The 23,883-nt window shown below is 32.5% G+C and carries 24 protein-coding genes; 15 read left to right on the top strand and 9 right to left on the bottom strand.

Going from position 1 to position 23,883, the window contains the following annotated elements:
- Positions 1-9 precede the first annotated feature (9 nt).
- Positions 10-2,178 (bottom strand): flagellar biosynthesis protein FlhA, encoded by a 2,169-nt coding sequence (gene flhA, locus CIGNP103_RS00335; RefSeq protein WP_236845545.1) that lies wholly within the window; start codon positions 2,176-2,178, stop codon positions 10-12.
- A 2-nt stretch (positions 2,179-2,180) separates the two neighbouring features.
- Positions 2,181-2,585 carry an RrF2 family transcriptional regulator gene (locus CIGNP103_RS00330; protein ID WP_086235379.1) on the bottom strand — a complete coding sequence of 135 codons (405 nt, stop codon included), beginning with the start codon at positions 2,583-2,585 and terminating at the stop codon, positions 2,181-2,183.
- 103 nt (positions 2,586-2,688) lie between these two features.
- Here CIGNP103_RS00330 and CIGNP103_RS00325 point away from each other — a divergent pair, with 103 nt between their 5' ends.
- From CIGNP103_RS00325 to CIGNP103_RS00305, 5 genes are read left to right on the top strand one after another with little or no spacing between them, the layout of a single operon-like run.
- Positions 2,689-3,561, top strand: a complete 873-nt coding sequence (locus tag CIGNP103_RS00325; RefSeq protein ID WP_086235381.1) for an EamA family transporter — start codon at positions 2,689-2,691, stop codon at positions 3,559-3,561.
- A 23-nt stretch (positions 3,562-3,584) separates the two neighbouring features.
- Complete coding sequence (gene murJ, locus CIGNP103_RS00320; RefSeq protein WP_086235383.1) at positions 3,585-4,982, top strand: murein biosynthesis integral membrane protein MurJ; 1,398 nt, start codon at positions 3,585-3,587, stop codon at positions 4,980-4,982.
- Complete coding sequence (gene cysS / locus CIGNP103_RS00315; RefSeq protein WP_086268378.1) at positions 4,969-6,345, top strand: cysteine--tRNA ligase; 1,377 nt, start codon at positions 4,969-4,971, stop codon at positions 6,343-6,345. Before murJ ends, cysS begins: the two co-directional genes overlap by 14 nt.
- Complete coding sequence (locus tag CIGNP103_RS00310; protein WP_086241379.1) at positions 6,333-8,051, top strand: ABC transporter ATP-binding protein; 1,719 nt, start codon at positions 6,333-6,335, stop codon at positions 8,049-8,051. Before cysS ends, CIGNP103_RS00310 begins: the two co-directional genes overlap by 13 nt.
- Positions 8,051-8,932, top strand: a complete 882-nt coding sequence (locus CIGNP103_RS00305; protein ID WP_086241345.1) for a RusA family crossover junction endodeoxyribonuclease — start codon at positions 8,051-8,053, stop codon at positions 8,930-8,932. The genes CIGNP103_RS00310 and CIGNP103_RS00305 overlap by 1 nt, the downstream gene beginning before the upstream one ends.
- Here CIGNP103_RS00305 and CIGNP103_RS00300 read toward each other — a convergent pair.
- Positions 8,929-9,690 (bottom strand): hypothetical protein, encoded by a 762-nt coding sequence (locus CIGNP103_RS00300; RefSeq protein WP_180379737.1) that lies wholly within the window; start codon positions 9,688-9,690, stop codon positions 8,929-8,931. The genes CIGNP103_RS00305 and CIGNP103_RS00300 overlap by 4 nt on opposite strands.
- A 232-nt stretch (positions 9,691-9,922) precedes the next feature.
- Between CIGNP103_RS00300 and CIGNP103_RS00295 the strand changes: the two genes are divergently transcribed.
- From CIGNP103_RS00295 to CIGNP103_RS00250, 10 genes are all read left to right on the top strand, one after another.
- Entirely contained in the window at positions 9,923-10,981 is a 1,059-nt protein-coding gene (locus CIGNP103_RS00295) for a quinone-dependent dihydroorotate dehydrogenase (RefSeq protein ID WP_086241346.1), read from the top strand.
- On the top strand, positions 10,982-12,229 hold the full coding sequence (locus tag CIGNP103_RS00290) for a M16 family metallopeptidase (RefSeq protein WP_086238392.1): 1,248 nt from the start codon (positions 10,982-10,984) through the stop codon (positions 12,227-12,229).
- The gene (dapA, locus tag CIGNP103_RS00285) at positions 12,226-13,119 is read left to right on the top strand and encodes a 4-hydroxy-tetrahydrodipicolinate synthase (RefSeq protein ID WP_086232139.1); all 894 of its coding nucleotides are present in this window, start codon (positions 12,226-12,228) and stop codon (positions 13,117-13,119) included. The genes CIGNP103_RS00290 and dapA overlap by 4 nt, the downstream gene beginning before the upstream one ends.
- Positions 13,119-13,907, top strand: a complete 789-nt coding sequence (locus tag CIGNP103_RS00280; protein ID WP_086224594.1) for an enoyl-ACP reductase — start codon at positions 13,119-13,121, stop codon at positions 13,905-13,907. The genes dapA and CIGNP103_RS00280 overlap by 1 nt, the downstream gene beginning before the upstream one ends.
- Complete coding sequence (gene pgsA / locus CIGNP103_RS00275; RefSeq protein WP_236845433.1) at positions 13,907-14,446, top strand: CDP-diacylglycerol--glycerol-3-phosphate 3-phosphatidyltransferase; 540 nt, start codon at positions 13,907-13,909, stop codon at positions 14,444-14,446. The genes CIGNP103_RS00280 and pgsA overlap by 1 nt, the downstream gene beginning before the upstream one ends.
- A gap of 123 nt (positions 14,447-14,569) precedes the next feature.
- Complete coding sequence (locus tag CIGNP103_RS00270; protein WP_086268377.1) at positions 14,570-15,319, top strand: transporter substrate-binding domain-containing protein; 750 nt, start codon at positions 14,570-14,572, stop codon at positions 15,317-15,319.
- Positions 15,312-15,974: an amino acid ABC transporter permease gene (locus CIGNP103_RS00265; RefSeq protein WP_336526372.1), complete on the top strand. Its 663-nt coding sequence runs from the start codon at positions 15,312-15,314 to the stop codon at positions 15,972-15,974. The genes CIGNP103_RS00270 and CIGNP103_RS00265 overlap by 8 nt, the downstream gene beginning before the upstream one ends.
- Positions 15,975-15,983: 9 nt before the next feature.
- Positions 15,984-16,727, top strand: coding sequence for an amino acid ABC transporter ATP-binding protein (locus CIGNP103_RS00260; RefSeq protein WP_086252429.1), 744 nt, complete (start codon positions 15,984-15,986; stop codon positions 16,725-16,727).
- Positions 16,727-17,602: an EamA family transporter RarD gene (rarD, locus tag CIGNP103_RS00255; protein ID WP_086268376.1), complete on the top strand. Its 876-nt coding sequence runs from the start codon at positions 16,727-16,729 to the stop codon at positions 17,600-17,602. Before CIGNP103_RS00260 ends, rarD begins: the two co-directional genes overlap by 1 nt.
- A complete protein-coding gene (locus tag CIGNP103_RS00250; RefSeq protein WP_086252427.1) occupies positions 17,589-18,023 on the top strand; it encodes a hypothetical protein in 435 nt (144 codons plus the stop codon). The genes rarD and CIGNP103_RS00250 overlap by 14 nt, the downstream gene beginning before the upstream one ends.
- Here CIGNP103_RS00250 and CIGNP103_RS00245 read toward each other — a convergent pair.
- From CIGNP103_RS00245 to CIGNP103_RS00220, 6 genes are all read right to left on the bottom strand, one after another.
- Positions 18,020-19,078 (bottom strand): glycoside hydrolase family 3 N-terminal domain-containing protein, encoded by a 1,059-nt coding sequence (locus CIGNP103_RS00245; RefSeq protein WP_086224600.1) that lies wholly within the window; start codon positions 19,076-19,078, stop codon positions 18,020-18,022. The genes CIGNP103_RS00250 and CIGNP103_RS00245 overlap by 4 nt on opposite strands.
- Positions 19,075-19,965, bottom strand: coding sequence for an NAD(P)H-dependent glycerol-3-phosphate dehydrogenase (locus CIGNP103_RS00240; RefSeq protein WP_086268375.1), 891 nt, complete (start codon positions 19,963-19,965; stop codon positions 19,075-19,077). Before CIGNP103_RS00240 ends, CIGNP103_RS00245 begins: the two co-directional genes overlap by 4 nt.
- Positions 19,966-20,127: 162 nt before the next feature.
- Positions 20,128-21,549 carry an Asp-tRNA(Asn)/Glu-tRNA(Gln) amidotransferase subunit GatB gene (gene gatB / locus CIGNP103_RS00235; protein WP_086268374.1) on the bottom strand — a complete coding sequence of 474 codons (1,422 nt, stop codon included), beginning with the start codon at positions 21,547-21,549 and terminating at the stop codon, positions 20,128-20,130.
- Positions 21,550-21,616: 67 nt separating this feature from the next.
- Complete coding sequence (locus tag CIGNP103_RS00230) at positions 21,617-22,153, bottom strand: thiamine phosphate synthase (protein ID WP_086232147.1); 537 nt, start codon at positions 22,151-22,153, stop codon at positions 21,617-21,619.
- A gap of 178 nt (positions 22,154-22,331) precedes the next feature.
- Entirely contained in the window at positions 22,332-23,012 is a 681-nt protein-coding gene (locus CIGNP103_RS00225) for a F0F1 ATP synthase subunit A (protein WP_086224605.1), read from the bottom strand.
- 108 nt (positions 23,013-23,120) lie between these two features.
- Complete coding sequence (locus CIGNP103_RS00220; RefSeq protein ID WP_086241354.1) at positions 23,121-23,882, bottom strand: TSUP family transporter; 762 nt, start codon at positions 23,880-23,882, stop codon at positions 23,121-23,123.
- Position 23,883 lies beyond the last annotated feature (1 nt).

Here is a 23,883-nt window from a genome sequence, read left to right as displayed (position 1 = left end):
ATTCCTTTATTAAAGTTCTGGTATCTCTATAGTACCAAGAGTTTCAAACTGCGTATTTGGCGCAATCTCAGCAAAACTTAGCACTGCTATATCGATTGAAAAATTTTGAACTATATTAGCTATAAATTTACGAATACTTGGCTCAACGCAAAGCACCATATCGCCCTGTTCGCTTATAGGTCTATTTTCTCTTTTTGCCCTTAGTGCGCTAACTATAGCTGAGGTTTGGGCTACATTTATCATTAAGGTATATGCTCCATCTTTATAACTTAGGCTATCAATTAGCTTTTGTTGGGCTGGAGCATCTAAAATATAGAAGTTTAACTGACCATTTTCATCTGTATAAATAGAGGTAATAACTCTAGCTAGAGCCGCTCTGACATGTTCGATAATCATATCTAAATTCTTACTAACTTCAGCTACATCACTAATAGCCTCAAGTATACTTAGCATATCTTTAATTGGGATATTATCTTTAAGTAAGGCTTTTAATACCTTTTGGATAACGCCCACACCAACTACTTTTAGAGCATCATCTACTACTACGGAGTATTCTGATTTTACCTTTTCAAGAATATTTTGAACCTCTTGTTTTGTTAGTAACTCACTAGCGTTTTGCTTAACTAACTCGCTCATATGAGTAGAAATAACACTAGCTGCATCAGCTACTGTATAACCACTTAAAATTGCATCCTCTTTATAATTTTGATCAATCCATAATGCATCAAGCCCAAAGGCTGGATCTTTGACTGCGATACCATCGATATCTGCGCTCACATATCCACTATCCATAGCCAAGCACTTATCAGGATAGACAATGCCAGAGCCGATTACTACGCCTTTTAATTTAAATTTATACTCATTTGGGCCAAGTAAGATATTATCTCTTAATCTGATTTTAGGCATCAAAAATCCAAGCATTGTAGCCATATTTCGCCTCATAGCACGGATTCTCTCAACCAAATCCCCATCAGCAAGTTTTAAAAGTCCATAACCTAAATCTAACTCTAAAATTTCAATCTTTAATATATCATCAATCTTAGCTTGTTCTTCAAGGGCAATCTCTTCTTCGCTTTTCTTAGGTAGTTTATTAGCCGATGGTGCAGCCTTATTACCATTTCCAGCTTGCTGAGAGCCATTTTTATCGGTTTTGACAGCACTAAAATCGATTTTTCCCTCTTCTATCATTTTTAAAATAAATCCAATCCCTAAAAATAATAAGCCCATAAATCCTAAAGAGAATGTTGGAAGACCTGGCACTAAAGCAAATACAAATAGTATAAAACCGACAATTAAAAGCGTCTTATACTCACCAAGTAACTGACTTACAACACCTTCAGCAAAATTATCTTCATCTTTACTAGCTCTAGTAATTATAATTGCTGTTGCAGTTGAAGTAATAAGCCCTGGAATTTGACTCACTAATCCATCACCGATTGTAAGAATAGTATATGTAGAAGCGGCATCTTTGATAGCCATATCATATTGAAATGCACCAATTAAAAATCCGCCAATAATATTAATAATAGTAATAATAATACCAGCTACAGCATCACCTTTTATAAATTTAGATGAACCATCCATAGCTCCATAAAAATTCGCCTCAGATATGATATCTTGGCGTCTTTGTTTGGCTGTTTGTTCATCTATTAATCCAGCATTTAAATCCGCATCAATTGCCATCTGCTTACCAGGCATCGCATCTAGAGTAAATCTAGCTTGAACTTCACTTACACGAGTTGAGCCTTTAGTTACAACCATAAAATTTATAAGAACTAAAATACAAAATACAATAACCCCGATTACATAGTTTCCACCGACAACAAATTCACCAAAACTAGCAATAATCTCACTTACAGCTTCTGGTCCATTATGCCCTTCGCTTAAAATCATTCTAGTTGTTGCAATATTTAGCGCTAATCTAAATAGAGTAACAATTAAAACAAGAGTAGGAAATGTACTAAGGTCTGTAGGCTTTGGTATATAAATAGATATTAATATTATAAGAACAGATATAGCTATAGATAGTGCTAAGAAAAAATCTAACACAGCACTAGGTAATGGCACAATGATAATAGCTAAAATCGCTACAATAACAAAAACTACAGTTAAACTCTTTGCCTTCATCACTGGCGCTAAAAATGGCGCCACCATTGTTAGAATATTGCGCTTAGCCAAGGTTATTTCTTTATAATATCAGTTAAGGTAATCTGGTCTAAAAACTCATCAATTCGACCTTGTAAATCATTAAACATAGGCCAAATTTTACATCCATCGCCTTTGCTGCTAGGACAATCACATCTAGAATTTGCGCACTCAAATACATTTACCTTACGCTTTTCAGCACTCTCTAAAATGCGCTTAATGCTTAAATTTGATGGTTTATCGGCTAAAACAAACCCACCATTTGCACCTTTAAAGGAGTGCAATATACCCTCTTTTGCTAAATTTTGTAAAATTTTTGCTAAAAAACTTTTTGAAATTCCAAGTTCAGACGATATAGTATCTACATCTTTTGGGTGATTAGCTTGTGATAATAAAATCAATGATAGCATAGCATATTCACTGGCTTTGGTAAATAACACCTAGACTCCTTAAGATTTTTAATCGGATATTTTACTAAAAAATAGATTAATATTAACTTTTTTTAGTGATACTATAAATCAAATTTCAATTTTAGGATAAAAAATGGCCAATTTATGGGTAACAACTTTTATATGGGCATTCTCATTTCCGCTTATTGGATACTATATCGTCGGAGTTGTTGATAACTATTTTGCTATACTTTTTCGTTCTTGTATAGCATTTTTGATATTTTTACCATTTTTAAATTTAAAGTTAAAATTTGATTTAAAGCTAAAATTAATCACTATTGGCGGCCTACAAATTGGTCTTATGAGTATATTTTACTATCATTCATTTTTATATCTTAGCGTAAGCGAAGTTGCTCTTTTTACTATATTTACACCATTTTATCTAAGCCTAATCTATGATCTTATATCGTGCAAATTTAAAAAACTATACTTAATTAGCATTGCTTTATGTATAATTGGTGCTTTTATTATTAAATTTGAAAGTTGGAGCCTTAGTTCTTTATATGGATTTATACTCGTGCAGATGGCAAATATCTGCTTTGGGGCAGCACAAGCATTTTATAAGCTTACTTGTAAAAATTTAAAAGATAATAGATCAAATTTTGGATATTTTTATCTTGGGGCGGTTTTGGTTTCAGGGGTTAGCTTTATTCTCTTTGGGAATTTTACAATGCTTCCACAAAATTTGCAAAGCTGGGTAGTTTTACTCTACCTTGGTGTAGTAGCTTCTGGGTTTGGCTATTATTTGTGGAGTAGTGGCTCGCTTATGGTCGATAGTGGCACTTTAGCAATTATGAATAATGCTATAATTCCAATAGCAATTTTGGTAAATGCAATTTTTTGGGGAGTAGATTTTGATATTTATAAGATGACAATCGGTGGATTTTTGATTGTTTTAGCCCTATTTTTACAGAGTAAGTTTGAGATATTTTATAAAAATCAAATTAATTTTAAGTATAATACATAGTTTTTAAATTTGGGATTTGATAGTTGCTGCGACATTTCTTTACAAATAGTATCGGGATTTTATGTTCTAGAGTGCTTGGATTTATTAGAGATTTAATGACGGCAAATGCTCTTGGTGCAAGTATTTGGAGTGATATATTTTTTGTAGCGTTTAAGCTGCCTAATCTATTTCGTAGACTCTTTGGAGAGGGTGCATTTTCTCAAGCTTTTATGCCAAATTTAGTAAAAGTTAGTCAAAAAGGGTTATTTTGCGCTGAAATTTTAATCAAGCTTAGCCTTGCGATGCTTGGTCTTAGTCTTATTGTGATGCTCTTTGCTCCTTTAGTTACTAAGGCGCTTGCATTTGGATTTAGTCCTGAGACAATTGCTCTAGCTGTTCCACTAGTAAGAATAAATTTTTGGTATCTTTTGGCAATTTTTATTGTTACACTACTCTCAGCGCTTCTTCAATATAAAAACCACTTTGCAACTACAGCTTTTAGTACAGCTTTGCTAAATATATCGATGATAACTGCTTTGCTTTTAGCATTAAATTTAGACCAAAAAAGTGCTGCAATGTATCTTAGCTGGGGGGTTGTAGCTGGAGGAATGTTGCAGGTTTTATCTCATATTATCGCACTTAAAAGATTAAATTTACTCCGTTTATTAACTCTTGGTATAGCCAAATTTGCCAAAGGCAAAAGAGCTAAAGCTAAAGGTTTTTGGCAAAACTTTGGCCATGGAATTATTGGTAGTAGCGCCAATCAACTAAGTGACTTTATCTCCACTTTTATTGCTAGCTTTCTAGCTACTGGGGCAATTAGCTATCTATACTACGCAAATAGAATCTTTCAATTACCTTTAGCACTTTTTGCTATCGCACTTTCTACAGCAATATTTCCTAAAATTGCCAAAGCAATAAAATCTAAAAACGATACAAACGCCATAAATTTGCTAAAAAAAAGCTTTAATTTACTATTTTTTTTACTACTATTTTCTACTATTGGTGGATTTGTTTTAGCTAATGAGATTATTTGGCTGCTATTTCAAAGAGGTGAATTTAACACTAATAATACTATAGAATCAGCTAAGGTCTTGCAAATGTATATGTTAGGACTTTTACCTTTTGGGCTTTATAAGCTCTTTTCGCTCTGGCTATATGCTAAAATGCAACAAAAAATCGCTGCTAAAATAGCTATATATTCACTTTTTATAAATACTGCTTTATGCTTGCTTCTTTTTAAACCTTTAGGAGCAAGCGGACTAGCACTTGCTGGGAGTATTAGCGGACTATTTTTACTAGGATATGCGATTTTTGTATTTGGAATTAGGCAATTTTTGGATATAATCTTTAATAGGATAAATCTAATAACTATAATCTTAGCAGTAATTTTTGGCTATTTATTAATAGAATTAAGGAATATAATATATGCAAATTTATGATACAGTTTTAAAACAAAAAGTTAAACTTGTTCCACTTAATGGCAATGATATAAATATCTATGTCTGCGGACCAACTGTTTATGATGATGCTCATCTAGGGCATGCAAAATCTAGTATTAGCTTTGATCTGCTTAGGCGAGTTTTAATAACTCTTGGGTATAAGGTTAAGTTTGTCAAAAACTTTACTGATATAGATGATAAAATTCTAGCTAAAATGAAATCTAGCAATCAAAGCTTAGAGCAGATAACAACCTACTATATAGATAGATATAAAAACGATATGAACACTTTAAATGTCCTAAATGCCGATATAGAACCTAAAGCCACAGAGTCGCTTGATGCGATCATAAATTATATTCAAAAACTAGAACAAAATGGCGCTACGTATAGGCTAGATGATGGAATTTATTTTGATACTAGCAAAGATCAAAAATATCTAAGTCTAAGCGGCAGAAAAGACGAAAATCTAATCGCAAGAGTTACTAGCAGTGGAGCTAAAAAAGATGAAAAAGATTTTGTGCTATGGAAATTTGATGAACAATGGTATGATAGTCCGTTTGGCAAGGGGCGACCAGGCTGGCATACTGAGTGTGTAGCAATGATTGCAGAGATCTTTAATGGAACCATTGATATTCACGCTGGTGGAGCTGATTTGCTCTTTCCCCACCATGAAAACGAAGCTGCACAGTGCAGATGCGCAAACCATCAAGAGCTATCTAAATACTGGCTACATAATGGATTTATTCAAGTAAATAACGAAAAAATGAGTAAAAGCCTTGGCAATTCATTTTTTGTTAAAGATGCTTTAGCTATTGCTCCGGGTGAAGCGGTAAGATATTATCTGATGAGTAGTCATTATAGGGCAAATTTTAACTACGATATAGGAGATTTACTCTCTAGTAAAAAACGGCTCGATAAAATTTATAGACTTAAAAAACGCTTAAGTGGCGTAACTCCTGGAGAGATAAATTTAGAGTTTAAAAATGCGATTATAGAAGCCCTAAGCGATGATTTAAATATTTCAGAAGCCTTAGCAAAAATTGATGAAATGGTAAATATAGCCAATACAAATCTAGATAAAGAACCAAAAAACAAAGCACTAAAAGCTGATATAATGGCAAATTTAGAATTTATAAAAGAGATTTTAGGAATTCTTTATATAGATGAGTTTGAGTGGTTTCAATATGGATTTAGCTTAGAACAAAAAGAGCAAATTGCAAATTTAATAGAATCTAGAAATAGCGCTAAGGCTGCTAAAGACTATGCTAAAGCTGATGCTATAAGAGATAAATTAACCGCCCTTGGTGTAGCGATAATGGATACGCCAAATGGAGTAAAATGGGAGAAAATATGGACGGAATAACAGAAGTCTTTAGACGGTTTAAATCCTATTATAAAGAGTATGTGTGGCAGTTTGCTATTGCAATTTTAGGAATGATTATGGCTAGCGTTGGAACTGCAGTTTCTGCATGGCTAGTTAAACCTGTGCTTGATTATATCTTTGTTGAAAAAAATGAAACACTTTTATATTTACTTCCATATGCGATTATTGCAATATATTTTATAAAAAGCCTTGGAGTATATCTACAGGTATATTTTACCGCTTATATCGGACAAGATATGGTAAGGCGTTTTAGATACAAACTACTTGATAATCTACTTGGATTAGATATGAGTTTTTTCCATAAATATCGCACTGGCGAGCTAATGAGTAGGATAATGGGTGATATTGAGCGTATTCGCAATATCGTCTCATCGCTCATTCCTGAACTAGTGCGTGAGTTTGTAACTATTATTGGATTACTTTGTGTTGTAATTTATCAAAGCCCTACTTTAGCACTATTTTCACTTATTGTGTTACCAGCAGCCTTTTATCCGCTTTCACGCTTAGCTAAAAGAATGCGAAAACTTAGCCGAACATCGCAAGAAACTTCTAGCGATATCACATCAGTGTTAAATGAAATTTTCTCAAATATCGAAATAGTTAAAGCTAGTAGTGCCCAAGAAAAAGAGCTAAGCAAATTTGATAATCACAATACTAAAATATTTCATTTAAATTTAAAAAGCGTTAAGGTAAATGCTTTAGTTAGTCCAATGATGGAAACATTAGGCTCAGTTGGTATTGCTATTACTATTATCATTGGCGGACAACAGGTAATAAATGGAGAAATTACAGTAGGTAGCTTTTTTAGCTTTCTTACAGCGCTATTTATGCTCTATACGCCTATAAAACGTATAACAAATATATATAATCAAATGCAAGATGCAGTAGTGGCTAGCCAAAGAACATTTGAGTTACTTGATATGCAGCCAAGTATTGTTGATGGAAATATAAATTTCCCAGCTAAGGTAAATTCAATCACAATCCAAGATTTAAAATTTAGCTACGGTGATAAAACTGCACTAAATGGTATAAATCTTAAAGTCTATAAGGGTCAAATGATAGCACTAGTAGGTAGTAGTGGTGGCGGTAAAAGCACACTTATTAATCTATTAATTAGATTTTATGACCCAAATTCTGGAATGATTTTAATCAATGATAATGATTTAAGCGAATTTAAACTAGATAGCCTAAGGCAAAATATTGGTCTAGTCACTCAGCGTGTATATATCTTTAACGATACAATAGCAGCTAATGTAGCGTATGCTGCTCCACTAGATGAGGCTAAAGTTATAATGGCGCTTAAGATGGCAAATGCTTATAGTTTTGTTCAAAATTTAGATAATGGAATCTATACAACTTTAGATGAATATGGCGCAAATTTAAGCGGTGGCCAAAGACAAAGAATAGCCATAGCTAGAGCTCTTTATCATAATCCACAAATTCTAATATTTGATGAAGCCACTAGCGCACTAGATAATGAAAGCGAACAAGAAATAACAAAAGCTATTGAAAATTTAAGCAAAGATAAGATTATATTTGTTATTGCTCACCGTCTATCAACTATCAAAAATGCTGATAAAATTGCTGTTATAGGTCATGGTAAAATCGTAGGATTTGGTACAGATAAAGAGCTTGAAGCAGAATGTGAAATCTATCAAAAACTAAAACTAGGAGCAATCCACTAATGCTACAAAAAATAGTATATAATGATAGACCAACAAGCATAAATAATAAAAATGATGCTATTAAAGCAATTTATCAAAAGGGGCTAAAAAAAGCTGCTTTAGAACAAAATGCATTTATTATGAATGGGGATTTGGCTGTCGAAATACTATGGAAACAGCACTTACCAGCTGATATTGATAATATTTTAAAATACACGCTTGATGCACTAAAAGGAATATGTTATGTTGATGATTGCGCCATTATATCGCTTAAAATTTCTAAACGATACTCCCAAAAAGAGCAGCTAATAATAACAATAAAAAATAAATTTATCTTATCTAAATTTATTAAAAAGCTCATATATACCGCATTTATAAAGCCTCTAATGAAATTTATCGATGCTAATTTTAAAGATATAATAGAGTATGAAAAACATAACCATAATCCAACAACTACGATAAATCCTAATAATAATTTAGCGTTAAATTTGCTTATAAATACACCAAATCAACAGATAAATCCAAGTCAAAATTTATCATCTTCAACTAATCAGACAACAAATCAAATACAAAAAACCAAATCTGAAATTCAAACTCAAACTACATCAAATGAAACTGCACAATCAGTATCAACAGACAAAAACCATCAAATGCAGGCTGTAACACTAATCAAAACTACACTACAAGAATTCAAAGACAAAATCACAATTGCCTATAAATTTAGCCCAAAAAATATCGCCATTTATATCGTAGTATCAAAATCCCTAGATACACAAGTACGCAAGGAGATCGCGCACTTAAGCAAAGAAAAGATTATGGCCTTGCAAAATAGATTAAATCAAGGCCAATTTACTATTCATTATGGCTCAATTCCACTAAAATCTAACAATATTAAACTCTAAACCGTTCTCCACACAGCAATTGAAGTTGGGTTAAATGGATCAGTTCCACAGCTATACTCTAGCATAGCATCTTCGATGATTATATCACCATTTTGAGCTTTTTTAAGTGTTGAAGCGAAATTTAAATTCCAGCCATTTTGTATAAAATAATCTTTGTGATTTTTACTAGCTTCACCTAGATTGCGAATTTGAAACCCAAATGGCTCAGCGTGAATACACCTGACAAATGGAGCGATACTAGCTACAACCTTAAACCAATTATCAGGAATTTCTTTAACTTGCTCAATCGTATGGCAAGTAAAGACCAAAACTTTTTTGCCAAAATCTAATTTTTTATCAAATTTAGGCTTTAAATGGTTAAAATGAAAAAACTCAGCTCTCATATTTGGCTCAATACTAGCTAATTTTTTTGCCATCTCTACGCCGCTTTTGGTAAATTCGCCACCAAAATATCTCAAATTCACCCCGCTACCATTATAAAATATCTTAAAAAGATTTTGTCCATATCCACAGCCTAGCTCCACCACACTATCATACTCATCAAACGATAAAGCATCAATAATAAAATCAACAATAGAATTATCAGTATAAAATGGAACCAAAATATTTAATCCATTTAGTGAAGTAATTTTATTATGCGGAATATCAGCAAAGTTAAATTTCTCACTAGGAAAATTAGTTTTATACCAATTTAACACACCTTTTTCATCTGCTTTAAGTTGATTTAAACGCTCCTTTTTCTCTAATTCGCCAATCACTTGAAGAGCGTTATACCCCCCCCCTATTTATAAATTGACTCATGAACTCCGCCCTTATAGCCTAAGCATTTTCATAAAAATTTTACCATTTTTTCTCTTGATATGCCACTTTTACTCCTTAAATTTATAAAATATTATATCTATAAATTGCCCAAAATATCATTAAATTTCTTATTAATTATAAGCAAATTTAAGCAAATTTTAGCTAAAATAGCAGGTTTAAAGGAATGTTATGAACTATAGTGATATTAAAAAAATTTTTTTTAAACTAAATCCAGAAAATGCCCATAAAATAGCTGAATTTGGAATGAAAGTATCTGTAAAAATTCCATTTGTTAGCGACTATTTGGTGGATAATTTCTGTTTTATTGACACTAAGCTATCACAAAATATTTTTGGAATTAATTTTTTAAATCCAGTTGGACTCGCCGGTGGATTTGATAAAAATGCTACAATGATTACACCGCTATCTGCGATGGGGTTTGGATTTTTAGAGTATGGCACTCTTACACCAAAACCTCAAGATGGAAATCCAAAACCAAGGCTATTTCGCTTAATAGAAGAAAAAAGTATACAAAATGCCATGGGATTTAATAACGATGGCTTAGATAAGATTAAAGCTAGAGCCTCAAAGGTATATCCTTTTAGTATCCCTCTTATTGCTAATATTGGCAAAAATAAGATTACACCAAATGATATGGCTATTAAAGATTATGAAATTTTGGTTAAAGGGCTTGATAGTTGCTGTGATGCATTTGTAATCAACATCAGCTCACCAAATACTCCAAATTTGAGAGATTTACAAAGCGAGTCTTTTATAAATGAACTATTTGCTGCTTTAAGTAGCTTAACCAAAAAACCTCTAATTTTAAAAATAGCTCCAGATATGAGTATAGACTCAGCTATATCTCTTTGTTCTACAGCTGCAAATGCTGGATTTAAAGGGTTAATTATCAATAATACTAGCGTGGATTACTCTCTTACACCAAAGGCAAAAGATTTTGGCGGTATCAGCGGCCAACTTATTAAAAACAAGAGCAAAGAGCTATTTAAAGAGGTTGCTAAAGAGCTTTATGGTAAAGCAGTATTAATTAGCTGTGGTGGAATTGATAATGGTCAAGATGCATATGAGCGTATCAAAATGGGTGCAAGCTTAGTACAAATATATACTAGTTTTATCTATGAAGGTCCAAGTATTTGTAAAAATATCAATAGTCAAATATTAAATTTAGCCTTAAGCGAGGGATATGAAAATATTTCTCAAGCAGTTGGCGCTAATCTAAGGAGATAAATGCTACCAAAATTTAGCAAAATTACCCTTGAAAATGGGTTTGAGATCTATCATACCCCTTTAAATTTAGGTTCAAATGTTATTAGCATAGATCTTTATTATAAAGTTGGCTCTAGAAACGAAACAATGGGTAAGAGCGGAATCGCACATATGTTAGAACATCTAAATTTTAAAAGTACAGACAATAGAAAAGCTGGTGAGTTTGACTCCATTGTAAAGGGTTTTGGCGGAGTAAATAATGCTAGTACTGGCTTTGATTTTACTCACTATTTTATCAAATGTTCGAGTCAAAATTTAGATACATCGCTAGAACTTTATGCTGATATAATGGCAAATTTAAGCCTTAAAGAAGATGAATTTTTACCTGAGCGAGATGTTGTTTTAGAAGAACGCAGATGGAGAACGGACAATAATCCAACTGGAATACTATATTTTAGACTATTTAATCACGCTTTTATATATCATCCTTATCACTGGACGCCAATTGGATTTATTAAAGATATTGAAAATTGGAATATTGCTGATATTAAGGAGTTTTGGTCTAAATTTTATCAACCAAAAAATGCATTTTTAATGATTACTGGAGATATTGACGAGAATACTGCATTTGAACTTGGCAAAAAACACTTTGAAGGTATAGCAAACCGCTGCGAAATACCTACTATGCACTGCATAGAGCCTGAACAAAACGGAGAAAAGTCTTTAATAATTCGCAAACAAAGTGATGTAGAGATGATAGCTATCGCTTATAAAATACCGCCATTTAATCATCCAGACCAGACTGCATTAAGTGCAATTGGCGAATATCTTAGCAGCGGTAAAAGCTCATTATTTGAAAGAGTTTTAATAGATAAATTAAATTTAGTAAATCAAATTTATGCTTATCCTATGGAAAGCATTGATGAAAATTTATTTATAATAATCGCTATTTGTAATCCAGGTATAAAAGCCAAACTAGTTAAAAAAGAAATCTTAAAGCTGATAAAAAAACTAAAAAATAGCGATATAGATACTGATGAGCTAACTAAAATTAAAAATTGCCTAAAGAGCAATTTTATCTACTCATTAAGTAGCGCAAGCAAGCTTGCAAGTCTGTATGGAAGCTATATAGCAAGAGGCGATATAGAGCCACTTTGGCAACTCTCAGATAGGACAAATGCACTTACAACACAAGATATCAAAGAGTGTGCAAATAGGTATTTTAACAAAGATAAATCCACTACAATTATATTAAAAGGAATCAAATGAAAAAAAGTATTTATGGAGCGATGACAGCTCTAGTAACACCTTTTAAAAATGGTAAAATAGATGAAAATGGTTATGAAAAACTTATTAAAAGACAGATAAAAAATGGAATTGATGCAGTTGTACCTGTAGGAACTACGGGCGAGAGTGCGACTCTTACTCATGATGAGCATAGAATTTGTATTGAGATAGCTGTAAATGCGTGTAAAAATAGCGATGTAAAAGTATTAGCGGGTGCTGGAAGCAATGCTACTCACGAGGCTATAGGTTTGGCTGAATTTGCTCAAAATTGTGGCGCAGACGGAATCTTATCAGTAGCACCATACTATAATAAACCAACCCAAGAAGGATTATATCAACACTACAAAGCTATATCTGAGTCAGTAAATATACCTATCTTGCTATACAATGTCCCATCTAGAACTGGATGCGATATATTGCCAGAGACAATTATAAGGCTATTTAATGATTGCGATAATATCTATGGAGTTAAAGAAGCAAGTGGCAATATAGAAAGATGTGTTGATATTTTAGCTCATGAACCAAAGATATATTTATTAAGCGGTGATGATGCTATTAACTATCCAGTTTTAAGCAATGGAGGAAAAGGCGTTATATCAGTTACATCAAATCTCTTACCAGATCAAACTTCAGCTCTTACTCACTATGCTATGCAAAATGAGTTTCTAAAAGCAAAAGAGATTAATGATAAACTATATAATATAAATAAAGTTCTATTTTGCGAGTCAAATCCAATACCTATTAAAGCTGCTATGTATATTGCTGGTTTAATAGATAGCTTAGAATATAGATTACCACTTGTAGCTCCAAGCAGTGAGAATCTCAAAAAGATAGAATCAATAATGAAAACTTACGATATAAAAGGATTTTAATGAACTGTTATCATGAAGAATTTAAAGGCAAAACCCTAGTTATTAGTGGCGGTACAAGAGGAATTGGTAGAGCAATTGTACTTGAATTTGCAAAATATGGTGCAAATATTGCATTTACCTATAACTCTAATGAAGAGATGGCTAAAAATCAAGCATTAGAGTTAGAAAAAGAATTTGGCATCAAAGCTAGAGCATATCCTTTAAATATTCTTGAACCTGAAACTTATAAAGAGCTATTTTTAGAGATAGATAAAGATTTTGATAGAGTCGATTTTTTTGTATCAAATGCAATTATTTCAGGACGCGCAGTAGCTGGTGGTTATACTAAATTTATGAAGTTAAAACCTCGTGGAATAAACAATATCTTTACAGCCACCGTAAATGCATTTGTAGTAGGCTCTCAAGAAGCTGCTAAAAGAATGGAAAAAGTAGGCGGTGGTAGCATAGTTAGCTTAAGCTCAACTGGAAACCTAGTCTATATAGAACACTATAGCGGTCACGGCACAGCAAAAGCTGCAGTGGAGGCTATGGCAAGATACGCAGCTACTGAGCTTGGCGAGAAAAACATCAGAGTAAATGTAGTAAGTGGTGGGCCAATAGAAACTGATGCTTTAAGAGCATTTACAAATTATGAAGAAGTAAGAGATGCTACAGCATCATTAAGTCCTTTAGGTCGCATGGGGCAACCAACTGATCTTGCTGGTGCTTGTTTATTTCTATGCAGCTCAAAAGCTAGCTGGGTAACAGGCCATACATTTATAATAGATGGTGGCACTACTTTTAAATGATAAATTTACCAAATTCTCTAGCTATATTTCGTATACTCTTAGCTCCACTTATGTTTTTTTTGCTTTTATGTATTAAGGGCAATGGAGATGCTATAGAGATTAGTTGGCTTAATTACTTTTGTGCTTTAACATTTGTAGTAGCTAGCATTACTGATTTTTTTGATGGATATATAGCTAGAAGCTGGAATCAAAAGACAAAACTAGGTGCAATCTTAGATCCGCTTGCCGATAAAATGTTGATTTTAGCAGCATTTTTAGGTTTAATGATAATAGATAGAGCTGATGCATGGGCAGTATATATAATTCTTGTTAGAGAGTTTTTCATTACTGGATTTCGAGTTGTAATGGCTAGTGAAAATATAGATATAAGTGCATCCATAGCTGGCAAGATTAAAACAATAATGCAGATGGTAGCTATTGGATTTTTATCTATGCAATGGTGGGGTGGCGAAATTTTACTTTGGATTTCTGTTATTCTTACCTTATATTCGGGATATGAATATATACATGCTTATATTAAAAATATTAAAAATATATAATTTTACTATATATATTTTTTAAATAACTATAATATAGCCTTTATCTAAAATATATAATTTTTATAATTTATTTATATATTTTAGATAATATTATGAAATTTTAAATAAATTTGAGGAGTAAATATGAAAAAGTTAATATCTTTTTTATTCATTAGTCTTTTAATGATTGGTTGTTCTTCTAATAATACCAACAAAGATAAATTAAGAGTCGCAACAGAAGGTACATATAATCCATTTTCATATCATGATGCAAGTGGCAAACTAGTCGGATATGATGTAGAAGTAATCACTGAAGCAGCCAAAAGAGCTGGATTTGAGATTGAATTTCATGAAACAAATTGGGATGCTATATTCTCAGGATTAAATTCAAATCGGTTTGATATGATAGCAAATCAAATAAGCGATGCTGACCCTAAAAGAGCCGAGCTTTACACGCTAAGTGATCCATATATAGTTACTTCAGCTGCCGTTGCTGTAAGAGCTAATGATAATAGCATCAACTCACTAAGCGATATTAAAGGCAAAAATATTGCTCAAGCAATGGGTAGTAACTACTACGAGATTGCCATAGAAAATGGGGCAAATATTGTTTTAGTTGATGGATTAGCACCAGCTATTAAAGCAGTCAGTCAAGGTAGAGCAGATGCTACTATGAATGATAAACTTGCTATATTAAACTATATCAAAACAACTGGAGATAAAAATATCAAAGTCGCATTTAGCACTGGCAATGGCACAAGAAGTGTATTTTTATTTAAAAAAGAGCTAACCGAACAAAGAGATATAATCAATAAAGCTCTTGAATCTATGAAAAAAGATGGAACGCTAAAGCAAATTTCAGAAAAATATTTTGGAATAGATGTTAGTGAGTAATTATATTGAGGCATTTTTGCCTATGATTAAGGGGGCTATTTTATATACAATCCCCCTTAGTATTATATCTTTTATTTGTGGTATTGCAATAGGTGTTATTGTAGCGCTTATCCGTATCAATCACAGCAAAAATCCACTATCAAATTTAGCTAAGGCTATTTGTCAGTTCTACATCTCTATAATTCGTGGAACACCTCTACTTGTACAGCTTTTTATAATATTTTATGGTTTGCCAAATATTGGCATAACGCTAGATCCATTCATTAGCGCAATTATTGCTTTTAGTCTTAGTATTGGCGCATATAGCAGTGAAACTATTAGAGCTAGTATTTTAGCTGTACCAAAGGGACAATGGGAGGCTGGATGGAGTATAGGACTAACTAATAGCGATACTTTTATTAAAATTATAGCACCGCAAGCCCTTAAAATAGCCTTGCCGACTCTATCTAATACCTTTATAGCGCTTATTAAAGATACATCTTTAGCTTCAGTGGTTTTGGTAGCTGAACTATTTCGTCAAGCTCAAACTATCGCCTCTCAAAATTATGAATTTCTAAGAGTCTATTCGCAAGCTGCTCTTATATACTGGATTATTTGTATAGGTCTTGGATATTTACAAACTCACCTTGAGGCAAAATTTAGCAAGCATCTATAAGAGGAAAATATGCTACAAATAAGAGATATAAATAAAAAAATCGGCTCTCATACCATATTATCAAATATTAGTTTTGATATTAAAAAAGGTGAGATAATTGCAATTATCGGGCCAAGCGGAAGTGGCAAGACTACACTTCTTCGTTCATTAAACTATCTAGAGATACCAGATAGCGGGATTTTGGAATTTAGCGATGGTTCATTAAAAATTGATTTTAAATCCCATCCAAGCAAACAAGAAATTTTAAATTTAAGACGCAAAATGGGAATGGTATTTCAATCTTATAATCTTTTTGCTCATCTAAATGCTACGCAAAATATCACCCAAGGGCTAATCAGTGTCCAAAAAATGCCAAAAGAAAAAGCCATTGGGATTGCTTTAAATTTACTAAATAAATTTGGCCTCAAAGATAGAGCCAATGCCTATCCTAGCTCTTTAAGCGGAGGACAACAGCAGCGTGTTGCAATTGCTAGAGCTGTTGCTTTAAAACCAAATATTTTATTGCTTGATGAGCCTACAAGCGCACTTGATAAAGAACTAGTAAGCGAAGTTTTATCCACGCTTAAAATGCTAGCAAATGAACACCAAACTATGATCTTAGTCACTCATGAACTCAAATTTGCCAAGGATATCGCTGATAAGATTATATTTTTAGAAGATGGCAAAATAGTTACTATTGAATCCCCAAAAGAGTTTTTTAGTTCGCAAAACAATCCAAGAATTCTCAAATTTATAGGTGATCTAAATTACTAATGCAAGCAACACAAAAAGGATTTATCTTAGCTTTAACTACATTTATTATGTGGGGCGTGTTTCCTGTGTTTTTCAAATTCATCCAAGGCATTAGCGCCACTGAGGTTTTAGCTCATAGAATCATCTGGTCATCGGTGATTTTATTTATTGTGCTTATAGTCACAAAAAAGCTAACAAGCCTAAAAAGAATCGCAAAAATCAAAAAAGTTACTCTAACCTTAGCCATTACAGGTGCATTAATTGCTAGTAATTGGGGAGTATTTATCTATGCAATCAACCAAAATGAAATTTTAGCAACTAGTCTTGGATACTTTATAAATCCTCTTTTTTCCATACTTCTTGGTGCTATTATATTAAAAGAGGGGTTAAGTCCTGCTTTAAAACTCTCAATTTTTATCGTATTTATTGCTATTGGAGTTCAAATTTATGCCATTGGCAATCTACCGCTAATATCTATTATACTGCCATTATCATTTGCGTTATATGGACTTTTACGCAAAAGACTTGGGGTTAGAACTTTTGAGGGGTTATTTATTGAAACTATCATTTTAACACCTTTTGCTCTACTTTATTTGCTATATCTAGCTATAAATAATAGCAGTGAATTTGGGATAAATTTTAATGGAATTATGCTATTTTTAAGCGGATTTGTAACTATACTACCACTACTTACATTTAATGCTAGCACCAAATATCTCAAGCTCTCTACAATTGGATTTTTGCAATACATAAGCCCAACTTTAAGTATGATTATTGCAGTTTTTATATATAATGAGACTTTAGATTTTTATAAAATTATTAGCTTTGCACTCATATGGATTAGTCTTGCAATTGCTACAATTTCAAATTTAAGGAGAAAAAATGGCACAAAATGATTTAATTATAATGGCAGTTGCTGTATTAATTGTAGGAGTAATACTCTATAAACAGATAAATAAAGTAACACAAAATATCACAAATGATGATGAAAATCCACATTTAGTCTATTCTAAATTTTGTGATGCGATAGACAATCAAATAGATATATTGCGTCAAAACACCCAAGAAGATATGATATTAGAACCTAATAAAAAAGATGAAATACTAGAGGTTTTAAGCGATTTTAGTAAAGAACTTGTATTTATTGAGTCTTTAAATTCAAAAGATAGCACCCAATGGCAAAGTAAACTTTTTGCTCTTCTTAGCAGACTTGATAGTTTTGTAGAGTCTAATTTTATAAACGGAGAACAGCTTGCTAGAAGCATTAAAGAGAATTTAAGAGATGAGTTTAACAGACTTGGGCTAGATAGAGATTAGAATCTAGCCTTCTGAGCAATTATACGATTATACGCATCAATAATTCTAGCAATCTCTATTTTACCACTTTTAACAGAGTTAAAAATTGCATCATTTAAAGCTTTTATAGAGTTGGTTTTATTATAAAAATACTCACTTACTAGCAATATATCTACTCCAGCATTTACTGCCTTTATAGCATTTTGCTCAAGTGTTCCTCCAAGTGCTTTCATTAACATATCATCGCTTATGACAACGCCTTCATAATTTAAGCTATCTTTTAGTAAATTTGTAACTATTTGGCGTGAGAGCGTAGCTGGATTTACATCATCGATTGTAGGGATTATCATATGGCCAACCATTATAAATTTAGCCTTTTTACGCTTAATTAATTCATAATACGGCCTAATCTCATCAAAATCAAAACTATCTACTATAGTGCTAATCTTATGCGTATCAGATGAGGCATTGCCATGACCTGGAAAATGCTTTAACACACTAGCAACGCCTACATTATCAAAAGCTGATATAAACTCACTAGCATATGCAGTTACTTCACCTGCATCCTTGCTAAATGCTCTTTGTCTTTGACCAATTATAGGTGATATATCATTATGAAGATCAACTACTGGAGCAAAATTCATATTTATTCCAAGATTTTTAAGCTGAGTTGCCATATTAGTATATAGCTTATTAGCACTATTTAAATCTAACTCACTACCAACCTTATAAGCTGATGGAAAATGCTCAAAATCGCTAAATTTATTAAATCTACTAATTTGCCCGCCTTCTTCATCGATAGCTATAAAAAGAGGATATTTAGAACTGGCGGAATTTAAATATTTGGTTAAATTTTTTAACCCCTGTTTGCTGCTAATATTTCTAGCTAGTATCATTACTCCACCGATTCTACCATTTTTAATATCAAGATGAAGCTGCTTAACCCACTCATCACTAGAACTGTTTCCAGTAAATCCCACCATCACCATCTGACCAATCATATTTCTTAACTCTTTATCACTTGGTGTGCCAAAGAGTGAAATAGTAAAAATAAATAGCAAAATAATCTTTTTCATCGTCGTTTTAATAAATCCTTTAATGCCTCTTTGGCGTCTTTGCCACCTAGCATATCAACTACTTGACTAGCAATTGGAGTATAAATCGCTTTTTGCTGAGCAATTTTAGTAATTGCATATGCTGTAGCTACACCTTCAGCCACCTCTCCAATTTGAGCTAAAATCTCATCAAGACTAAATCCACTAGCTAATCCAAGACCAACTCTATAATTTCTAGATAATTCACTACTTGCAGTTAAAAATAGATCCCCTGCTCCACTAAGACCTAAAAATGTATCACTCTTAGCACCAAAATGCTCACCAAATCTAGCCATCTCTACTAATCCTCTAGATATCAAACTAGCTCTAGCATTTTGCCCAAGACCAAGACCAGCACATACACCGCCAGCTATAGCGATCACATTCTTATATGCGCCACAAATCTCAGCTCCTATAACATCGTCGCTAATATATGGCTTAATAAAACTTGGAAAAGTGCTAGCCCAAATTTGAGCTAACTCATCATTTTCGCTGCTTATCACTAAAGCACACGGCAATCCTTGTATAATCTCACTTGCAAAGCTAGGACCGCTTAAAAATGCCAAATTTTCGCTTGGAGCAAATTTAGAATAGATCTCATGTAAAAACTCTCCACTAATCGTATCTATACCTTTAGAAGCTACTAATATTTTTTGATTCTTTGCTTTAAAATTTGAGCGTAAAAACTCATGTGTTTTTTGAGTTGATATACTAAAGAGCAAATAGTCGCACTCTAGCGCCTTATCCAACTCTACAAAACCTTCAATGTCACGCTTTGTTCGAGATGAGATAATGCAATCATTATTTATTTTAAGTGCTGAGTATAAAGCCTGCCCCCATTTTCCAGCACCGATTACTGCTATTTTCATATCTTGCTATCCATAGTTTTATATCGCTACTAATACTTACTAACAAAATCTCTATAAGATTAAATTTAATTTTGCAAAATAAAAAACATAATTTTATAAATAAAAATCTTGCTATATATTAATAAATTTAATCTTATGAAAATTGCTAATAAACCAATAATGCTACCCTAATTTCGTTTTTAATAACTCATTTACTTTGGCTGGATTAAATGCACCCTTGCCCTCTTTCATAACTTGACCAACAAAGAAACCAAATAATTTATCTTTACCGCTCTTATACTCAGCTACTTTATCTTCATTTGTAGCTAATATTGTATCAATGATAGATAATATAGCTGAATCATCACTTACTTGTTTTAGGCCCAGACGATCAATCACGCTATCTATATCTTCATCACTTTCTATTATTGCATCTAAAACATCTTTAGCAGCTTTTTGTGAGATGGTGCCATCTTCTATTCTGTTTAATAGAGTTGAGAGTTTTGCGCTATTAACTGGACTTGTCTCTATAGTTACACCATTTTTTAATCTACCTAAAAGCTCTACAGTAAGCCAAGTCACGCATAGTTTTGGTGAGTTTGTACCAGCTATTAGATCTTCAAAATATTTTGCCATCTCATAGCTGCTAATTATCACATCAGCATCGCTCTCTTTTATTCCAAATTCACTTATATATCTAGCTTTTTTTTCATCTGGTAACTCAGGTAAAATACTAGCTTCTTCCATAAGCTCATCAGGAATAATAACTGGTAATAAATCAGGATCTGGAAAATAGCGATACTCTGCACTATCTTCTTTACTTCTCATTGGTTTAGTTATTAATTTTGTCGTATCAAATAGTCTAGTTTCTTGAACAACCTCACTATCATATCTGCCATCCTCCCAAGCTTCACACTGACGCTCTACCTCATACTCAATAGCTTTTTGAATAAATCTAAATGAATTTAAATTTTTAATTTCAACTCTTGTATATAGCTTTTCATCACCTTTTGGTCTAATGCTAACATTTACATCGCATCTAAAAGAGCCTTCTTGCATATTAGCATCGCTAATATTTAAAAATCTTAAAATACTATGAAGTTTTTTAAGATACGCTACTGCCTCATCACTACTTCTAATATCTGGTTCGCTTACGATCTCTAAAAGCGGAGTTCCAGCACGATTTAGATCTACAAGACTAGATTTACTCTCATGGCTATTTTTGCCAGCATCTTCTTCTAAATGCGCTCTAGTAATACCAATTCTTTTACTTTTATCGCCAACTTTAATAATTAGCTCACCATTTTCTACAATTGGAATAGTAAATTGAGATATCTGATAGGCTTTAGGTAAATCTGGATAGAAGTAGTTTTTGCGGTCAAAAACACTCTTTTTATTTACCGTTGCATTTATTGCTTTACCAAAGCTAATTGCTTTTTTTACTGCTTGAGAATTTAACACCGGCAATGCCCCAGGAAGAGCTAAGCATGTTGGACAAACATGAGTATTTGGCTCCTCTCCAAAACTAGTTGAACATCCACAAAATATCTTAGTTTTTGTATTTAACTGACAATGTACTTCTAATCCTATAACTGTTTCAAACATAAATTTAGCCTTTTGATATTGATAAAATAGTATATTTTAGCACAAAAAAAATTAAATATTAATAAGGTTAATCTAGCGTAAAATAGCGAATTGATGCAAATCCAGCCACACCGCACTTCATCACAGCACAAATTTGCTCAGCACTCATTATCCCGCCAAGAGCAATAACCTTAAATTTTGATATTTTTATAGCTTCTTTTAATCCTTCTAAGCCTTTTGGTTTGCCCTTATTTGGAGTTGCAAAAATTGGACTAAATGTAATAAAATCGGCTCCATATTGATTGGCCAATTCTATCTCTTTAATATTATGAGTGCTAGCAATTTTGATTAAATTTGGCGGAGTTTCCTTTAATAAATGAATAAAATTTGAACTAAAATGAATACCGTCAAAGCCAAGTTTGCAAGCCAAATCGATATCATTTTGAAGTAAAAATTTTATATTATAAGATTTAAATTTAATAAATTCTTGAGCTGTTTTATCATAGTTATTAGAATTTTTATCTCTAAAAAGTAGCATATTAGCCTCTTTTAATCTAATAAAATTATTAAAAGCATAATCCAAATTTGAATAAAATTTAGGATCGCTAATTGCATACTTGATCACTATTTAAAATCCTTAATAATAGATATGATATCAAAGCTAAAATAAGACCAAAACTAGCCCCAATTAAACCACTAAGAAAAAGCCCTAAAAAATAAAAATGATAGATACAAAATAGTGCGCCGACAATAGCAACTGCCAACGACGCACCCAGAATAAAATTTAAAATGTATACCAAAAATTAATGCTCTTCAGAAACTACCACAGCACCAGCCAAATAAACATATGTTAAAATCATAAAGATAAATGTTTGTAGCAATGCCATAAATGTTAGTAATGCAAATGCTGGAAGTGGAGCAACCCACGGAGCAAGACTAAGAACAACCATCAAAAATAGATCATCACCTTTGATATTTCCAAAAAGCCTAAATGATAATGAAACTATACGAGATAAATGAGATACAATCTCGATAGGAAACATTAAAGGAGCAAGAAATTTATTTGGTCCCATAAAATGGGCAAAATATTTAATCACACCTTGAGTGCGAATACCTTCAAAGTTGTAATATATAAACACACAAAGAGCCAAACAAAGAGTTAGATTCAAGCTAGAACTAGGAGCTTCAAAACCAGGAATAATACCAATTACATTACTTGTCAATACGATTAAACCAATTGTAGCTACTAGCGGTAGATACTTTCTAGCAAGCTCATCACTACCCATTACATCACGACCCATTGATACGATACCTTCTAAATATGCCTCAAGTAAATTTTGAGTACCACGAGGTACAAGCTGCATCGAGCTAGTAGCCATTTTAGCAACAATTAGTACTATAATCGCAACTAAAATAATGTGAAAAAGGTACGTAAAGCTATGATCATTAACGATCAAATTTGAAAAGAGAAACAGATCTTTCATAGAAAAGCGCCTTTTAAAAAAATTTGCGGTAATTATATCTTAATTTAGATTAAGCACAAATTAAAAAATCAATTTAAATATCTATTTTTGGTTATTTTATTCTAAATTTTATTTAATAAATAAATCATAAATAATCTTAACAATAGTTAAACTTACCACAGTTAAAAAGATAATTTTTATAAATTTAATCTCTTTTTTTATAACCATATGCGAACCAAAATAAGCTCCAATCATTTGGCCAAAACCCATAACTATTCCAAGTAGCCATAGAATTTGCCCACCTCCAATAAATACAGCTAAAGATACTATATTAGAAGTAAAATTTAAGATTTTAGTATTTGCTACTGCGGTTTTTAAATTTAAACCAAGCAAACTAGCAAAAGCAAACATCCAAAACGATCCCGTACCAGGCCCGATAAATCCATCATAAAATCCAATTCCTAACCCAAAAATAGCGTAAAATAAATTTTGACTTATTCTCTTTTCTCTATCAATTTGACCAAGGTTTGGAGTAAAAATAGTGTAGATTAAAATTGCTGCTAAACAGATTGGAATTAGATATTTAATCACCACAGCATCGATTAAAAGTACTGACCATGTACCACACACTGCCCCTACAAATGTCCATATAATTCCACGCCAAAGAGAGTTAAAATCCACCATTTTTTTATGAGTGAAGTTAGCTGCGGCTGTAAAACTACCAAATGTAGCTTGTAGTTTATTTGTAGCTAATGCTACATGCTCTGGGATACCAACTGCTATTAATGCTGGGATGGTAATTAGCCCACCACCACCAGCGATAGCATCTACAAAACCACTAAAAAACGCCACACAAAACAACAGGACAAAAACCCAAATTTCTAACTCCATT

The organism is Campylobacter sp. P0103, from assembly GCF_002139545.1.
Taxonomy (GTDB): Bacteria; Campylobacterota; Campylobacteria; order Campylobacterales; family Campylobacteraceae; genus Campylobacter; species Campylobacter devanensis.
The sequence above is the reverse complement of the archived record's forward strand: the minus strand, read 5'-3'. Positions and strand labels throughout refer to the sequence as shown.

Excerpts from the sequence above, each read along its gene's own strand:
- CIGNP103_RS00305 (WP_086241345.1), top strand. The coding sequence starts at position 8,051 with ATGCTACAAAAAATAGTATATAATGATAGACCAACAAGCATAAATAAT.
- CIGNP103_RS00240 (WP_086268375.1), bottom strand. The coding sequence starts at position 19,965 with ATGAAAATAGCAGTAATCGGTGCTGGAAAATGGGGGCAGGCTTTATAC.
- CIGNP103_RS00310 (WP_086241379.1), top strand. The coding sequence starts at position 6,333 with ATGGACGGAATAACAGAAGTCTTTAGACGGTTTAAATCCTATTATAAA.
- CIGNP103_RS00245 (WP_086224600.1), bottom strand. The coding sequence starts at position 19,078 with ATGAAAAAGATTATTTTGCTATTTATTTTTACTATTTCACTCTTTGGC.
- CIGNP103_RS00250 (WP_086252427.1), top strand. The coding sequence starts at position 17,589 with ATGGCACAAAATGATTTAATTATAATGGCAGTTGCTGTATTAATTGTA.
- cysS (WP_086268378.1), top strand. The coding sequence starts at position 4,969 with ATGCAAATTTATGATACAGTTTTAAAACAAAAAGTTAAACTTGTTCCA.
- CIGNP103_RS00270 (WP_086268377.1), top strand. The coding sequence starts at position 14,570 with ATGAAAAAGTTAATATCTTTTTTATTCATTAGTCTTTTAATGATTGGT.
- CIGNP103_RS00260 (WP_086252429.1), top strand. The coding sequence starts at position 15,984 with ATGCTACAAATAAGAGATATAAATAAAAAAATCGGCTCTCATACCATA.
- CIGNP103_RS00290 (WP_086238392.1), top strand. The coding sequence starts at position 10,982 with ATGCTACCAAAATTTAGCAAAATTACCCTTGAAAATGGGTTTGAGATC.
- CIGNP103_RS00325 (WP_086235381.1), top strand. The coding sequence starts at position 2,689 with ATGGCCAATTTATGGGTAACAACTTTTATATGGGCATTCTCATTTCCG.
- CIGNP103_RS00295 (WP_086241346.1), top strand. The coding sequence starts at position 9,923 with ATGAACTATAGTGATATTAAAAAAATTTTTTTTAAACTAAATCCAGAA.
- CIGNP103_RS00225 (WP_086224605.1), bottom strand. The coding sequence starts at position 23,012 with ATGAAAGATCTGTTTCTCTTTTCAAATTTGATCGTTAATGATCATAGC.
- rarD (WP_086268376.1), top strand. The coding sequence starts at position 16,727 with ATGCAAGCAACACAAAAAGGATTTATCTTAGCTTTAACTACATTTATT.
- dapA (WP_086232139.1), top strand. The coding sequence starts at position 12,226 with ATGAAAAAAAGTATTTATGGAGCGATGACAGCTCTAGTAACACCTTTT.
- CIGNP103_RS00280 (WP_086224594.1), top strand. The coding sequence starts at position 13,119 with ATGAACTGTTATCATGAAGAATTTAAAGGCAAAACCCTAGTTATTAGT.
- gatB (WP_086268374.1), bottom strand. The coding sequence starts at position 21,549 with ATGTTTGAAACAGTTATAGGATTAGAAGTACATTGTCAGTTAAATACA.
- CIGNP103_RS00220 (WP_086241354.1), bottom strand. The coding sequence starts at position 23,882 with ATGGAGTTAGAAATTTGGGTTTTTGTCCTGTTGTTTTGTGTGGCGTTT.